We start from the raw sequence: 17,298 nt of genomic DNA on the forward strand, positions 1-17,298 counted from the left end.
TATGAAAAATAATAAATTAAGATCTTTTACCAAAATATTGGTATTAGCCGTACTTGCATTAAGTATGACATCATGTTATGATGATTTTGTAGAGAATGAGTTTGAATTTACCTCTGTATACTTACCAAAAGAAACAATTGACCGTACTTTTATTATGGGAGAAGGTATGCAAATTGGTGTTGGTGTTGTATTAGGTGGTAGATTAGATAACAGAGAAGATGTAGAGGTAAGTTTTTCTTTAGATGAGTCTCTTTTAGACCCAGGTTCTGCCTTACCAGCTAGTTATTATAGCCTTGTAGATGCTGATGGAAACCCTGCTAATAACAAAATAATAATTCCTGCTGGTAAAACACAGGGGTTTGTATATGTAAAAGCAGATTCTATTAATTTTTTAAATGATCCTGTTTCTTTAGGAAACAATTATGCATTAGGCTTTACTTTAGACAATGTTGTAAAAGCAGATTCTATTTTAGTAGATTACAAATCAACTAAAATTACATTTACATATATCAATCAATTGTATGGTAATTATGTACAGAAAGGAGCATATACAAAAGATGATGGAACTACCGTTGAAACGGTAGAGTATCCAAAAGATAATTCTAATATTTCAGAAGCTATAGAATTAACAATGGTTTCTCCTAACACTTTGGAATATAAAGGTTTGTTAAATTTGGGAGATGATCGAAAATTAAATTTAGTGGTTGCAGACGATAATTCTATAACTATTGAAACTGCTCCAGGTGGAGTTAACGTTGTAGATGATGGAGGATCTTCATATAACCCTGATACTAGAGAAATTAAACTTAACTATTCTTTTAGCTATAACGGTGTAGATTATAAGGTATCTGATGTTTTAGAGTTTAGAAATAGAATAGTAGATGGTGTAAACCAGTACGATATTTAGTTTTTAGTATTTAAAAATAGTAAAAAAGACCAATATTTATATTGGTCTTTTTTTATGAAAAAATAATTCTTTTATAGAGTCTATTTTTAGCTTTCATTACGTTTTAGTATCAGTGTGAAGTAATTTGTAGTTAAAAAGTACTTGATTGTAACATTTTTACCCTTAATTTTAGAAAATAAATTCTATAAGAACAAGTAAGTTTGTAAGAACAAGATTAAGTTATCTAACCTTATTATAGAATTTATTATGAAAACTTCAGTAATCGTTATCTTCCTTTTTTACTTTTTCAGTAGCTTCAGTCAAACAAAAACAGTTTCACTAGAAAATGCAAAAGGCATCATTGCAGACAATCTAGGTTCTGTTACCCTTTGGGAAAATCAAATAGATGGTTATGGTGATGCTTCACAAAGTGATACAAATCTTGGGGCGGAAGAATCGCAAGAAACGTATCCTGGAAAAACCACTGTTCTTTTTAATAAAGATGGATCTTTTCTTGAACTAGAAGGTTCTAGTACTTATATTTCTGATAATAGTTACAGTGTTTTTTATGTAGGAAAAGCTGAAAACGAGGTAACAGGTAAACCAGCATCATTGTTAGGTAACTACGATATGAGTGGAGGTTTTTCTAACTGTAAGGGAATTAGATTTGTAAGATTACAAGATGGTAAAATAGGTTTTGATTATGGAAGACCAAATTACACACGTGTAAATATAGGATCTAATGAAATACCTGCAGAAGATTACTTCTTCTTTGGATTTTCAATGGATTCATCTGGAAATTATCAATATTTTGACAGTACTTCTCCTATTATAACCACAGGTACTATTACAAATACAATGCATATTAATTCTGATGTAGACCTTAAATTTAATATTTTTGAAGAAGTTGCAGGAGCACAAACATATAATCATACAGAAGTTGTAGAAGTAACAATGTACGATGGATCACTTGATACTGCAGCGTTTCAAAATGAGTATAATAGATTAGCTACAGAATACGCAGAACTTGTAACTGCTAAATTTTCAGTAACAGAAGTATTACCGGCAGAACGAACAAATTTGTCTGTAGATTCAGATATTACTGTTGTTTGTGATCAACCAATTGATCCTACTTCCGTTTTTCCAAAAATATATATTAATAAAAGTGAAACTGAAGCTGCTGGTAATTGGGTTTTAACAAAGTCTAATACACTTAAATTTACTCCTAATACAAACTGGCCTTATAACGGACTAGTAACCTTAGAAATAAATGAAGGTCTTAAATCTACAGATGATGTATCTGTTAATTTATCTAAAGGAACTAAATATAATTTTTTGGTTGAAACGGATAAAGATTTTGGTGTTTCAGAAAACATAGAATTAACATCAATAGCTACTGTAGATTTTCCTCAAGCAGGGCATACTTTAGGGTTAAAAATGAATTTACCGACAAATAGAACTCAAAAAACACCTGTACATTTTTGGGTACATGGTGGTGGTTGGTCTGGCGGAACTCCAGAGGCTTCTGCAGGTTCTTATTCGCCTCATGGAGAGTATTTGGCAGAAAATTTAGGTATTGCAACTTTAGGTATTGGCTATAGGTGTTCTGGTTCTAGCGGAACATTTTCTTTAGCAATGGAAGATATTGCTGCAGCCTATCAATGGGCTTTAGACAACGCAGATACTTACAATTTTGATATGACAAAAGTATTTTTTAGTGGCGGTTCTGCTGGTACTCCTTTAGCGGCATTAGCTTCTCAACAACTTCCAAATGTTATTGGGTTTATAGGTTTTAACGGAATTTATGATTTTGTAAATGATGCAGGAGATTTTGGTGTTGGAAATTGGTACAAGCAAAACGTGCCAAGTGAAACTGCAAATTCTCCAATTTTTAACCTAAGAACTCCTCCACCAGCAACTATAATGATGCATGGTGATGCAGATACCACGATTTCATACACACAAAGCACCTTATTTGCGGATGCAATAAATGCAAATGGAGGACAAGCAGAAGCTGTAATATATCCTGGAGAAGTACATGCCTTTTTTAATCAAGGAAAATCTGCATATGAAGATGTTTTAATTGAAATGGTAGGTTTTATAAACAGAGTGCTTAATGAACAAAGTTTAAGTCTTACAGATATTAGTATTGATGATCAAATAACAGTGTATCCTAATCCTGTAAAAAAAGGAGATACACTTACGTTACAATTAAAATCAAAATTTAGTTCTGAAAAACTTGAAACTCAAATAATAAATTATTTAGGTCAAATAGTAGTAAAGAAAACACTTTACCCAAATAAAGATTCAAATGTCATTAAAATTGATACCAAAAATCTAGAACAAGGTGTTTATATTTTAAAAACGTTTGATCAACAATTATCAAAAACTTTAAAATTTTTGATTGAATAATTATAAGTATAGAAAAATACATCACTAATAGAACTAAAACTAAAATCAATGAGACTTAAATTTTTTTATGTACTAGCATTTCTTTTTGCTATTAACAATTTTGCACAAACAACTTCTTGTGGCAATGTAGTTAATGATACTTTTGATGTAGCAGGAGCCTTACCAGAAGGTTGGACAGAATATAGTACTTCGGGGAGTGTAACCGTTGTGAATGATTATCTGAAGTTTAATCTTGCTCAAAATACTCCTTCAGCATATAGAACTTTTACGCCTGTTTCTAATAACAGTTCTTGTTCTTTTGATGTTCAAGGTAGTCGTACTACTATGAATTTTCAGATGGATCTAGTATCTTCTGATGGAAAGTATATTGCTAGTATTGCTTTAGGTAAGGCGACTACAGATATAAAATATGCAACTGAAATGGTAAATACAATACCCGGAACTTATATTGCAGGTGTTATAGGAACAGCTAAGTTTGCTAAGAATAAGAATTATTCTCTGTCATTGTATGTTGATTTTGATAATCAGACAGTAGATTTTTATAACGATGGCGTGCTAACATTAGAGAATATTCCATTTTTGGAAGCAACTACAAATTTTGCTAAAGTAGATGCAAAACTACTTTATATGTATAGTAACTCAGGAACTGCTTTTTTAGATAATTTGACTATTGTTGAAGCTAATGAAAGTAGAATAGCGTTGTCTAATGCAATTGATTCTTCTCAAAATACAATTAACGCTGCTATTGTAGGTGATAAATACAGCCAATATCCACAATCTGCTGTAGACAATTTTCAGTTAGCTATTGATAATGCAAATGTAGTACTTGCTAATTGCGATGCAACTTCTAGTGTTATGGATGCTGCTATTTCAGATCTTCAAACAGCACAAAATATTTTTGCAACTACTAGCGTAAATGATCCTGTACTTAAAATGTATAGTGGTTATGATTTTACAGGTGATGTAAACGAAGTTTATTGTGGTTATTATAATGGTGGCTTAGGTGCATACGAAGATTGGGGTGTTTCTTTTACTTTAGAAAAAGGATATATGGCAACTTTTGCACAAGATGTTAATGGCTTAGGTTTTAGTAAAATATATATTGCTCAAGATGATGATTTAGAGATTAATTTGCCTGTAGATTTACAGAGTTCTATTTCATTTATACGTGTGAGTCCTTGGTATCCAGTAGGTAAAAAAGGAAGTTTAGGAGGAGATATAAAGTGGAGTAGTGCAGATAATTATAATACGACTTGGCATTATAGTTGGGGTTTAACTGATCAGAAATCAGAAGGAGTTCAATTTGTTCCAATGTCGTGGAGTAAGGGTGATAACTGGACATCAATTGAAAATATGGAAAAAGTTGGACAGAATATGTCGTTCAATCATTTATTAGCTTTTAATGAACCAGATAATAAAGATCAATCAAATTTAACAGTAGAACAGGCTTTAGATGCTTACCCTAAATTATTAGCTTCTGGGCTTAGATTGGGAGCTCCTGGTGTAGAGAATGTACAATATAGTGCAACAAGTGATTCTTTTAATGAAAGTTCTTGGATTAAAGAATTTATGGACGGTTGTGTAGAACGTGGATATCGAGTAGATTTTATACCAGCACATGATTATGTTCGTCGTTCTAAGTCTACCTTTTTAGAGCGTTTTAAGGCACTTCATGACCGATACGATCTTCCTGTTTGGGTTACAGAATATAATTACGGAAACCCAAATATGGGTTCTGCACCTCTTACTGTAGAACAAGGGTATAATAATATTAAAGGTTTAACAGAAGTACTTGAAAACGCAGACTTTATAGAGCGTTACAATTGGTATTATTTCTTTGGAGCAGATTCTGGTATTGGTGGTATTACTGATGGCGAATTAAATATTACTGGACAATTTTATCGAGATCTTGACTCGCAAAATCCTTCATACATTCAAGAAGAATATGAACAAGGAGCACAATTATCTGTAAATGATGCATTGATCAAATCTAAAGTTTTAATGTTTCCAACTGTAATAACAGAAGGTGTTTTTAACCTAAGATATTCAGAAGAAATTAAAGATAGTACCATACATATTTATTCTACTGTTGGACAGTTAGTAAAAAAAATCGTTGGCTTAAAATCAGAAATTGATGTAAGAACACTCTCTAGTGGATTATATATTGTTAAAATAGAATCTCACTTAGGAAACTTTACTAAAAAGATTATCATTCAATAATTGTTCTTTTTCTGTTAAAAAAATAACACTAAACTTATAATACAAAGAAATGAAACTAAAACTCTTATATATAATTGCTTCTCTTTTTGCGATTAATAATTTTGCGCAAACAACTTCTTGTGAAACTATAGTTGAAGATACATTTGACACAGCAGGAGTCTTATCTGAAGGTTGGACAGAATATAGCACTTCGGGGAGTGTAACCGTTGTAAATGATTACTTGAAGTTTAATCTTGCTCAAAATACCCCTTCAGCATATCGAACTTTTGCATCCGTTTCTAATAATTGTTCTTTATCTTTTGATGTTCAAGGAAGTCGTAATACTATGAATTTTCAAATGGACTTAGTATCTTCTGATGGAAAATATATTGCGAGTATCGCTTTAGGTAAGGCAACTTCAGATATAAAATATGCAACTGAAATGGTAGACGTAATACCAGGAACTTATATTGCAGGTGTTATTGGAACAGCTAAGTTTGCTAAGAATAAGAATTATTCACTGTCAATGTATGTTGATTTTGATAACCAAACAGTAGATTTTTATAATGATGGCGAGTTAACATTAGAGAATATTCCATTTTTAGAAACGACGACAGATTTTACTAAAGTGGATACAAAACTACTTTATATGTATAGTAATTCAGGAACTGTTTTTCTTGATAATTTGACAGTTATCGAAGCTAATGAGAGTAGGATAGCATTATCAAATGCTGTTCAATCTTCTCAAAACTTACTGAGTTCAGCATCTGTAGGAGAAAAATATAGTCAATATCCACAAGCTGCTATTGATGCTTTTCAATTGGTGGTTGATAATGGAAATACTATACTTTCTGATTGTGATTCTGCTGCTAGTATAATTGATAATGCATTAGCAGAACTTAAGGAAGCACAAGATGTTTTTTCTGCATCACAGGTGAATGATCCTGTTCTAAAAGTTTATAATTCTTATAATTTTGGAGGAGAAGAACATGAAATTTATGTTGGTTATTATAATGGAGATTTAGGACTATATGATGACTGGATAGCCTCGTTTACTTTAGATAAAGGTTATATGGTAACTTTTGCAGAAAATATTAATGGTACAGGATTTAGTAAGGTCTATGTGGCTTCAGAAGAAGATTTACGAATAAACTTAACAGAAGATTTGTACAAGAAAATATCATTTATTCGTGTAGGTCCTTGGCGAGATACTCTTAAAAAAGGTTCAAGTGGTAAAAGCAGTACTAATGATGTAACGTTAGCATTAAACACCTCTTGGTTTTATGATTGGGGTAATGGAGATACTGATATTGAAGGAAATGAATATGTTGTAATGAATTGGGGGGGGACACCTAGTCTTGCTACAATGGAAAAGCTAGGTAAACAAATGAATACTACACATCATTTAGCTTTTAATGAACCTGATGGCGAAAAACAAGCTAATATGTCTGTAGATGTTGCGGTTGCAAGATATGCAACGTTACAAGCATCTGGTTTGCGTTTGGGAGCTCCTGCTGTAACAGATGGTACAAAAGGAAGAGCTTGGCTTGATGAGTTTATGACGAAAGCAAAAGCGGCAGGTTATCGTATAGATTTTATACCGGTGCATTATTATAAAATAATGACAGCTTCTAATTTTAAAGCATGGTTAAAAGATTTTTATGATGAATACCAAGTTCCTATTTGGGTTACAGAATTTAACTATGGAGATATTTGGGCAGCAAACGAAAAAACTAAAACAGAGGCGCAGGTATTAACAAATATTAAGGCGTACTGTGAAATGATGGATGATGCTGATTTTATAGAGCGTTATTGTATTTTTACTTGGCAGCCATCAGAAACTTCAGCGCAAACCGTGATGTCTGTTAGAAATCCGATAGTACTAAATACAGTTGGGGAATTTTATAAAAATCATGAATCACCAGTGGCGTATATACAAGAAACTTATGAACAAGGAGTAGCACTTTCTTTGGATAAGAATGTTATTGCTCCTAAATTTTCAGTGTACCCAACAGTCATAACAAATGGTGTTTTTAATTGGTCAGTTTCAGAAGAAATTAACAATATAAGATTATCAATCTATAATACATCCGGACAATTGGTTAAAGAGATAGAAAAGCCAAATTTAGAAATAAATGTGAGTAAACTTTCTGGAGGTTTATATTTTGTTAAAATTAATTCTGATTTAGGGAGTGCTACTAAAAAAATTATTATTGAATAGTTTTATTATAAGAATAATACTTACTACTGAGTTTAATCAATATTAAAAGCCAAGAAATCTTAAGTGTTAAAATAGTTGATACTGACCTGATAAATTGCCATAATATACCTATATGTTGAAATTGATTGTTGCTCAATTTTCAATATTACGTAAGAAACTTTAAAAAAAATAAATCTAATATATGTATGTTAGATACTGCTTTTTGTTTCTTGTGTATTTTGCTATTGGTTTAAATTCAGAACTATACATTTATCTTAGCAACAAAAGAACTCCATAAATGAGAATTTTAGAAGGAAAGAAAGTGTTTATTTTGTATTTTAGAGGATAGATTATTTTTTATGACACTTAAAAAATGATGTATACTTTGTAATTAAAAGTGATAAGCTTACATAGAATTTAAAATAATGATAACAAAAAACTACAAAATAATGAAAACAAAAATATTTTTTTTATTAATTATCTGTTGCTTTAATTTTAGCGCTTTTAGTCAAAAGTATGTGAATGACATGGATTACGTACTTGGTGATACTAAACAAGCTTTTATTACAAATGCAATTACAACAGAAGCGCAAGCAGATAATCTTTTATTAGGGTTTAAAAATATGGGAGCCAACGGTATTCGTATCCCTCTTTTTGGGAGAGGTGTTGATGGGGTAGATTTAAATCCAAATAAACCAATGATGGATTATTTTTATGAACAAGCTTTGGCTCAAGGCTTTGTTATTTTTGCAAATCCAGCGCAAGGTGGTGGTGGTAAAAGAGTCGCAAATAATATGCTTAATGGTAATGGTGCTAATGAAGGAGAAGACGTTGCTGTTAAGAATATTCAAGCTGCAACAGATGAATTAGTGAATAGAGTTATCGAATTTTCAAATGAATATCCAGACTGTAAGTGGATTAACCCATTTAATGAAGACGGAAGAGCAACCAATAGTACTTGGAGTATCAATCAAATCAATGAAATTTACAAGAGACTTTATGAGCATGGTTTAAACGGAGCAGAATTAATAGGTCCTTGTACTTGGGGACTTGTTGCAGGTATAGATATGTTTAATAAAACGGATATTGCAGAATATGTTACCGTTGCTTCAACACATAACTTAGGGTTTAATCATAATCTTTGGGTTGATTTTATTGCTGAAGCAGATAAAGAGAATTTACCTGTTTGGGATTCTGAAGTAAATCATAATGATAAGTTTCCAGATGATGACGTTAAAGGCGGAACACGTTTAGAGAGAGCTATTGAAAATAAGGTAGATGGTTTGGTTTTATACAATTCATGGAATACTGTAAGTTTAACTACAGGTGCTATAAATGCTACAGGAGAAAAAGCAATGGCATTGTATTTAATACCTAAAGTTAATTTAGCACTAAATGGTACAGCAACACAATCATCAACAAACCCATCTTATAACAAAGGACCGGAACTAGCCATTGATAATGATATTAATGGTAATTATGGAGGTGGATCTGTTACAGTTACAAATAATGAAGAAAACCCTTGGTGGCAAGTAGATTTAGGGTCTAATAAAACAATAAATGAGATAAAAGTGTTTAATAGAACTGATGGTTGTTGTAAGGCAAATATGTCTAATTTTACAGTATCTGTAATTAATAATAGTGGTCTAGAAGTTTTTACACAAACATTCACAACATTTCCTGACCCTTCAGTTATTGTTAATGCAGGAGGAATTGTAGGGCAAATAGTTAAAGTTCAGTTAAATGCTACTGGTTCATTAACGCTTGCAGAAGTACAAGTTTTTGGTTCTGATGAAGTATTATCAACCAAAAGTTATAACGATATTAAAGTAAATCTGTCTCCAAACCCTTTTAAAGGTAATTTAAAAGTAACTTCTCCAAATTCAAGTTTTAATAATTATACAATATATAATATTAACGGACAGAAAGTTTTAAGTAATAAAGTTGAAGCTAATTCAAGTGAAATAAATATTAATACAAGTAAATTATCTAAAGGTATTTATTTTGTAAAATTAAATAGCGACACTTTTTCTAAATCATATAAGGTGATAAAGAATTAATAAACTAAAATAGAAAGTATGTATCTAAATATTAGAATTGTTAAAAGATTTTTCATCTTATTGTTTATTGGAGTGAATAGTGTTGCGTTTAGTCAAACTATTTATACCAACGACATGGATTATGTTTTGGGAGATGTTAAGCAACGTTTTATTACGAAGGATATTTCTACTCAAGAAGAAGCTGATAATTTACTAAAAGGTTTTACGACCATGAAAGTAAATGGTATCCGTCTCCCTATTTTTCCTGCAGGTTGGGATTATAATAAAGATATAATGCAATACTTTTTTACACAAGCTAAATCACAAGGTTTTCTTATTTATGCAAATCCAGCACAGGATTCTGGTGCACGTAGAATAGCTAGTGGTACACTTCTTAGTGCAGATCTTATTGCAACTAACAATAATGCTGCAGCAACTGCTACAGTAATTAGTACTGTTTCTCAGTTTGCTTTAGATTATCCTGGTTTAAAGTGGATCAATCCATTTAATGAAGATGGGCGACCTGGAGGTGCGTGGACAGCGGCTCAAATAAATGCAATATATAGTGGTGTTAAAGCAAATTTGGAATCGTATTTTACTGCCGGACAAATTCCAAATGTGCCTGAATTAATAGGTCCTTGTTCTTGGGGAATTCCTGCATCCATAGATATGTTAAATAATTCTAATATAGGAGAATATATTACAGTCGCATCAAGTCACAATTTAGGATCTAATGATTCTTCATGGTCTACGTTTATTGCAGCTGCTAATAACAATACAACAAATGGAGTTTCTAATCCTTTACCCGTTTGGGATTCTGAAGTAAATAACAGCGTTGGTAGAGATGGAGGTACAACAACACGTATAGATGCTGCTATAGCTAATAAAGTAGATGGATTAGTTATATACAATTCTGGTAATAATATCTTTAAAGGTAGCGGTGAATTAACGGCACTCAACGAACTATACATGTCTAAATATTTAAAAGATGAAACTATTGAGGATTTAGGAGTTAATGTTGCTCCTAATGGAACAGCAACACAATCTTCTGTTGGATATGCAGGAGCTACTTCAGATAAAGCGATTGATGGAATTACAGACGGTCTTCTTGCAGATAATTCATTATCAATTATTAGAGGTGATGATACTCCTCCGTATTGGGAAGTAGATTTAGGTGCAAATAAAGAAATTGGGTATATTAGAATATATAACAGAACAGATAATTGTTGTAAAAATAGGCTAGAGAATTTTACGGTCTATGTTATGGATAATAATAGAGTAATTACATTTTCTAAAACTTATACGAGTTATCCAGATCCATCTGTTACTATGGAGGTAAATAAATCAGGCCAAATTGTTAGAGTTGAATCAGATGCTACAGATGGTACAGCATTGAATTTAGCAGAGGTAGAAGTGTATGAGTCTACACAATTATCCATAGAAAATTATGAAGATATCAAAGTAAATCTGTCTCCAAATCCATTTTTAGACAATTTAAAAATAACGTCTCCGAATGCTGATTTTAACTCAATCTCGATATATAATATTAACGGACAGAAAATTTTAAGTACTAAAGTTGAAGCTGATTTAAGTGATATCAATATTAATACAAGTAAGTTTTCAAAAGGTATTTATATGATAAAGTTAAACGGAGTTAATTTTTCTAAAACTTATAAAATAGTTAAAGAGTAATTAAAATTATGTTTTAAATTCACAAAAGAGCATCTTAAAGATGTTCTTTTTTTATGCTTTGTATTTATAGGTAGAGTAAATTGTTATTGTTTAGAGTCGTAAAAATATTAAAAAAATGACACCTCAAATATTTTATTGAACTCTAAAAATTAGTCCAAATAAAAGGATAATTAAAGGGGGAATTCTATTCAATGTTTTTATTAGATTTACAATAGTAATTGCTCCTTTTGCAACAAGTAGTGTTTTTTAAAAGCCTACTATACCTGCAATTTATCAATATGCAACATTTGTAATGACTTGCTGCAACAATAGTTTCCGCTAATAACAACTAATATTTTTATATTTGAGTTAACTTTTTAAAAAACGAAACTAAAAATTTTATCTTAAAAAATTACCTTAAGTATTAAAACATGAACAAACAATTTATTAGTAAAATACTATCTTTTTTTATGTTCTTGATTTTATTCTCATGTGAAAAAGTCGACCAAAAAATTACCATAGAATCTCTGTTAAATGAAATGGTGAATAGAGAAAAAATAGCGCAGTTTCCAGATGATAATTTTCGACTAAAACAAGAAAGTAGTTACAATAGAGCTTCCGTAAATCCAAAAGATACCTTAGGATGGTTTAATAATAAAGACCATAATAACAATAATAAAGATTATAATTTTATTCGAATCGAAGAAAAAAACGGGCAAAAAGAATGGGTGATGATGGATCATAAAGGACCTGGAGCGATTGTACGTACTTGGATGCCTTTTAGAAATCCTAAGAATTCTAAAACAAACAGCATTATTAAATTTTATTTAGACGGTTCAGACACGCCAGCTTTAGAAGGAAATATGTTAGATTTATTAAATGGAGATGGGTTAATACCTTTTCCGTTAGCGCATAAATCTTTACGTTCGGCAGTTTCATTTTTCCCAATTCCGTATGCAAAAAGTTGTAAAATTACCGTTACAGAACGTCCTTTTTTTTATCAGTTTACGTACAGAGAATATCTTGCTGAAACAGCTGTAAAAACATTTACATTAGAAGATTATAAACTAGCAAAACCGACTATTGATGAGGTTGCTGCAACACTTTTGCAATCTGAAGATAAAAAGGAGTTTGATAAAGGTACCGATTTTTATCAATTAAACCCAAATGAAGAAAAGGTTTTTGAGTTAGAAAAAGGAGAAGCAGCTTTAAAAAACTTGGCATTAAAGTTAAAAAGTTATCAAGATTCTAGTGTTACACGTTCGGTAATCATCAAAATAAATTTTGATGGAAAAGAAACAGTTTGGTCTCCAATAGGCGATTTCTTTGGAACAGGAGTAGGTTTACATCCTTTTAAAGGTTGGTACAGAACTGTAGCAGAAGATGGTACTTTGTCTAGCAGATGGGTAATGCCATATCAAAAAGAAGCAAAAATTACCATTGTTAATTTAGGCGAAACGGCTGTCGATTTTAAATTAAAAACCAAAGTTGCATCTTGGAAATGGAGTGAGAACTCTATGTACTTTCATGCAGGTTATCGTCAGCAATATCCTGTAGCAACACGACCTTTTTCAGATTGGAATTATATCACCATAAAAGGAAGAGGTGTGTATGTTGGAGATGCTCTTACCGTTATGAATCCTGAAGAAAAATGGTGGGGAGAAGGCGATGAAAAAATTTATGTTGATGGAGAAAAATTTCCATCTATATTTGGTACAGGCACCGAAGATTATTATGCATATTCTTGGGGAGGAATTAGTACCGATTTCTATGAACATCCATTTCATGCGCAACCTCGTAGCAATGTCTACAATAAGTTAAACAGAAAAACTACTACTGAGCGAAATACTTTAGGTTATAGCACAGAAACCAGAACAAGAGCATTAGACGGAATGCCTTTTAGTAGTTCTTTACAACTAGATATGGAAGTTTGGAGTTGGGCAGATTGCGATATGCAATACACATTAGGAATGTATTGGTATGGAGATGCAAATTCTACTGCCAATGTAAAACCTGTGCCAGAACAAGTATTAATATTTCCTAGTTGGTAATTTTTTAAATACTTAAAATGAATATTATATAAATAATAATCGAATGAAAACCAAGTTAAAGCTTCTATTAATAACGTTAATTGCTTCAGTGTCTTTTACAAGTTGTAAAACAATAAAAGAAAATAAAGCAGCTGATAAAACAGAAGTTAAGGAAGTCGCTAAAAAACCAAATATTATTTATATTCTGGCAGACGATTTAGGATATGCAGATATTGGTCCTTATGGTCAAACTAAAATTAAAACTCCAAATTTAGATAGAATGGCTGCTGAGGGAATAATTTTTACCAATCATTATTCAGGTTCTACAGTGTGTATGCCATCTCGTGCAAGTTTACTAACAGGTTATGATCAAGGACATGCATCGGTTAGAGGAAACCCAGTTTGGACCAATAGTGGAAAACCTGTCAACTTAAAAAGATACGAAAAAACGGTTGGCAATGAACTTAAAAAAGTAGGTTATAAAACAGCGGTTATTGGTAAATGGGGTTTATCCGAAGGAAATACCAATGGGAATTTTCCGTCAGAGCATGGATTCGATTATTTCTTAGGATACAAAAAACACGGACAAGCACATCATTATTATGCAGATACCTTATATCGTAACAATGAACCTTATGTTTTAAAAGGAAATAAGCCTTTGTTAAAACAAGGAAAATATACACATGATGTATTTGTAAATGAAGCGCTTAGTTATGTGGAAAGAGAAAAAGATAATCCGTTTTTTCTATACATAGCATTAACAATTCCTCATTTAGAGATAACAGTTCCGGAAGAATCAAAAGAACAATATTTAAATTTAGGATGGCCAAAACGTAAAATGAATACAAAAGGGCATTATAAAAATGACCCGGAAGGAAATACTACGTATGCGGGTATGGTTTCTCGTATGGATAGGGATATTGGTAGGTTGTTAGACAAATTAAAAGAACTTGGTATCGATGATAATACCATCGTTTTCTTTTCTAGTGATAATGGTCCGGAATTTGAAAAAAGAGACAAGTTTTTTAATAGCAACGGAGATTTAAGAGGAGGTAAACGCGATTTGTATGAAGGAGGAATTAGAGTGCCTTTAATTGCGAGATATCCAGGAAAAATTGCTCCTTCCACTAAAAGCGAACATATTTCTGCTTTTTGGGATTTTTTACCAACAGTTTGTGACTTAGCAGGTGTTACTCCAGAAAATAAAGATATCAACGGAATTTCTTTTGCTCCGGAATTAATGGGGAAAACAAAAAATCAAAAAGAACACGAATATTTATATTGGGAGTTTAACGAGCGTCAAGGACCAATACAGGCCATAAGACAAGGAGATTGGAAATTAGTTTGGTTGCTAGAAAAAGAACCAGAATTATACAATTTATCATTAGACCTTGGCGAACAAAATAATCTTGCAAAACAAAATCCAGAGAAACTAAAAGAAATGCTTTCGATTTTGAAAAATGTAAGAACAGAAAATGCAGAATTCCCTTTAGAAACAAGAGTATTAGCATTAAAAAAAAGAAAATAATTTTTTAAAATTAAATATAAAATGAATAAGTATAGTTGTCATTTACTAGTAATTTCCTTACTATTTTTTTCTGCTTGCAGTAGTTCTAAAGTAAAAACAAAAGACGAAAAAGTAGTTTCTAAAAAACCAAATATCATTTACATTCTTGCTGACGATTTAGGGTATGGAGATGTGAGTAGTTTTAATCCAGAGAGTAAAATACCAACTGTAAATTTAGACAAAATGGCGTCTAATGGAGTAATGTTTACAGATGCACATACCTCTTCTGCTGTTTGTACACCAACAAGATATGGTATTTTAACAGGTCGTTATAATTGGAGAAGTAGCTTAAAAAGTGGAGTTTTAGGAGGGTATTCAAAATCATTAATTACACCAGACAGAACAACAGTTGCAGATGTGCTAAAAAACCAAGGCTATACAACTGCCTATATTGGTAAATGGCACATGGGGTGGGATTGGGCTTTTAATGGCGAGCCAAAAGAAACCATCAATAACTTACATACAATACAAGATGTAGATTATACAAAACCTATTCAAAATGGCCCATCTACACATGGTTTCGATTATTCATTTGGTTTCTGTGGTTCGCTAGATATGCCGCCTTATGTATATGTAGAAAATGACATGCCAACAATGGTACCTACAAAAATGACAGTAAATAAAGATTCTAAGGGAGTGTGGAGAAAAGGACCAACTTCAGATGATTTTGTACATCAAACAGTATTACAAGATTTAACAGATAGAGCTCTTAATTATATAGGTGACAAAGCAAATAGAAACGATCCTTTCTTTTTATATCTTCCTTTACCAGCACCACATACACCTATTTTACCTTCGGATGAATTTTTAGGAAAAAGTAAAACAAATAAGTATGGAGATTTTGTGATGCAAGTAGATGATGTAGTTGGTCAAGTTAGAAAAAAATTAAAAGATTTAGGGATTTCAGAAAATACATTGTTGGTTTTTACTAGTGATAATGGCTGTTCTCCGAAAGCAAATTTTAAAGAATTAGAAAAATTTAATCACGACCCAAGTTATGTCTTTAGAGGAATGAAAGCAGATATTTATGAAGGAGGGCATCATGTACCTTTTATTGTAGAGTGGCCAAACCATGCTTTAAAAAATATAAGTACAGATATCACAATTGGTACAACAGATTTTTTTGCAACTTGTGCAGATATTTCGGGTTATAAAATTAAAGATACAGAAGGTGAAGATAGTTACAGTATGTTGCCATTACTGACGAATAAAAAAACAAAAGAAATAAGAGAATATATAATTTATCACTCAATAGATGGTTCATTTGCAATAAAACAAGGAGATTGGAAATTGTGTCTAACGCAAGGTTCTGCTGGTTGGAGTTATCCTAAACCTCAAGAGATAAAAAAGAAAAAATTAGATTTACCTGCAATGCAATTGTTTAATATTAAAGAAGATGTTTCAGAAACTAAAAATTTAATTGCCAGTAATCCTAAAAAAGCAGCAGAATTAAAAGCAGCTTTAAAGAAAATTATTTTAGAAGGAAGAAGTACTGAAGGAGTTGTTCAAACAAATGAAGGTATGGAAGGTTGGAAACAGATTGAAAAAATAATAAACTGAAAAAATTAAATCTATTTGTACATATGACATTAAAAATCAAATTTAGTATATCTTTTCTTGTTCTTTTTGTTACCATAATTGGATGTAGCAAAAGTAATACTGATTTTTCAGTAGAATCTTCTGATGGTAATACATCTGTAATCATAAAAAATACAGAAGGTAAGGTAACTTATGCGCTTTTTAAAAACGGCAAGGAACTTGTAAAAAACTCTGAAATTTCTATACTACCAAATGTACTTGCAGAAATTACAAATAGTTCTTTAAACGCTAATAATACCAATTGGAAACCTGTTTGGGGGCAGTTTAGTGAAATTAAAAATGAGTATAATGAACTTGTTTTAGATGTTTTATTAGAAGAAGTAAAAGCAAAATTATATGTACGTGTTTTTAATAATGGTGTTGGTTTTAGGTATGAAATAGAAGGATTTAAAGAAGGAAACGAAGCAATTTTTTATTGTGAATATATTTTGAATAGCTCTAATGAATTGTATTCTCCGAATGGAGAAAATCCGCCATTAGGACCTTTTTCTATCGAAAATTTGACAAAAGTTAAAAAGCAACCAAGATTAATGACTCCTTTGGTGGTTGAGAATTCTAAAACTTCGTATTTGTCATTATTAGAATCAGATTTATATGTTGCACCAGAATTTGGTACCATAAAATTTAAGTTTAATAAAGACAAAAAGGTGCTTGCTGCTACAAACAAAGTAAAATTAAAAGGCACAAAAGTAACA

Annotated in this window: 10 protein-coding genes; all 10 read left to right on the forward strand. The window is 31.4% G+C overall.

Annotation, left to right across the window (positions count from 1 at the left end; translation table 11 throughout):
• The first annotated feature begins 1 nt into the window (after position 1).
• Positions 2–907, forward strand: coding sequence for a DUF1735 domain-containing protein (locus BLT70_RS17040; RefSeq protein WP_157691935.1), 906 nt, complete (start codon positions 2–4; stop codon positions 905–907).
• 246 nt (positions 908–1,153) lie between these two features.
• Positions 1,154–3,298: an alpha/beta hydrolase fold domain-containing protein gene (locus tag BLT70_RS17045; protein WP_091897236.1), complete on the forward strand. Its 2,145-nt coding sequence runs from the start codon at positions 1,154–1,156 to the stop codon at positions 3,296–3,298.
• A 48-nt stretch (positions 3,299–3,346) separates the two neighbouring features.
• Positions 3,347–5,518 (forward strand): glycosyl hydrolase, encoded by a 2,172-nt coding sequence (locus tag BLT70_RS17050; RefSeq protein ID WP_091897239.1) that lies wholly within the window; start codon positions 3,347–3,349, stop codon positions 5,516–5,518.
• 49 nt (positions 5,519–5,567) lie between these two features.
• Complete coding sequence (locus BLT70_RS17055) at positions 5,568–7,718, forward strand: glycosyl hydrolase (RefSeq protein ID WP_091897242.1); 2,151 nt, start codon at positions 5,568–5,570, stop codon at positions 7,716–7,718.
• 506 nt (positions 7,719–8,224) lie between these two features.
• Positions 8,225–9,757: a T9SS type A sorting domain-containing protein gene (locus BLT70_RS17060; protein WP_172824440.1), complete on the forward strand. Its 1,533-nt coding sequence runs from the start codon at positions 8,225–8,227 to the stop codon at positions 9,755–9,757.
• An 18-nt stretch (positions 9,758–9,775) separates the two neighbouring features.
• Positions 9,776–11,428: a T9SS type A sorting domain-containing protein gene (locus BLT70_RS17065; RefSeq protein ID WP_091897247.1), complete on the forward strand. Its 1,653-nt coding sequence runs from the start codon at positions 9,776–9,778 to the stop codon at positions 11,426–11,428.
• Between the two features lie 410 nt (positions 11,429–11,838).
• Positions 11,839–13,458, forward strand: a complete 1,620-nt coding sequence (locus BLT70_RS17070) for a glycoside hydrolase family 172 protein (RefSeq protein WP_197678371.1) — start codon at positions 11,839–11,841, stop codon at positions 13,456–13,458.
• Positions 13,459–13,501: 43 nt separating this feature from the next.
• Positions 13,502–14,965, forward strand: coding sequence for an arylsulfatase (locus BLT70_RS17075; RefSeq protein WP_091897250.1), 1,464 nt, complete (start codon positions 13,502–13,504; stop codon positions 14,963–14,965).
• 21 nt (positions 14,966–14,986) lie between these two features.
• On the forward strand, positions 14,987–16,564 hold the full coding sequence (locus BLT70_RS17080; RefSeq protein WP_091897253.1) for an arylsulfatase: 1,578 nt from the start codon (positions 14,987–14,989) through the stop codon (positions 16,562–16,564).
• A 23-nt stretch (positions 16,565–16,587) separates the two neighbouring features.
• On the forward strand, positions 16,588–17,298 hold a 711-nt coding region (locus tag BLT70_RS17290; RefSeq protein WP_172824441.1), incomplete at its 3' end, for a glycoside hydrolase family 97 N-terminal domain-containing protein.

Source organism: Polaribacter sp. KT25b, from assembly GCF_900105145.1.
GTDB lineage: Bacteria > Bacteroidota > Bacteroidia > Flavobacteriales > Flavobacteriaceae > Polaribacter.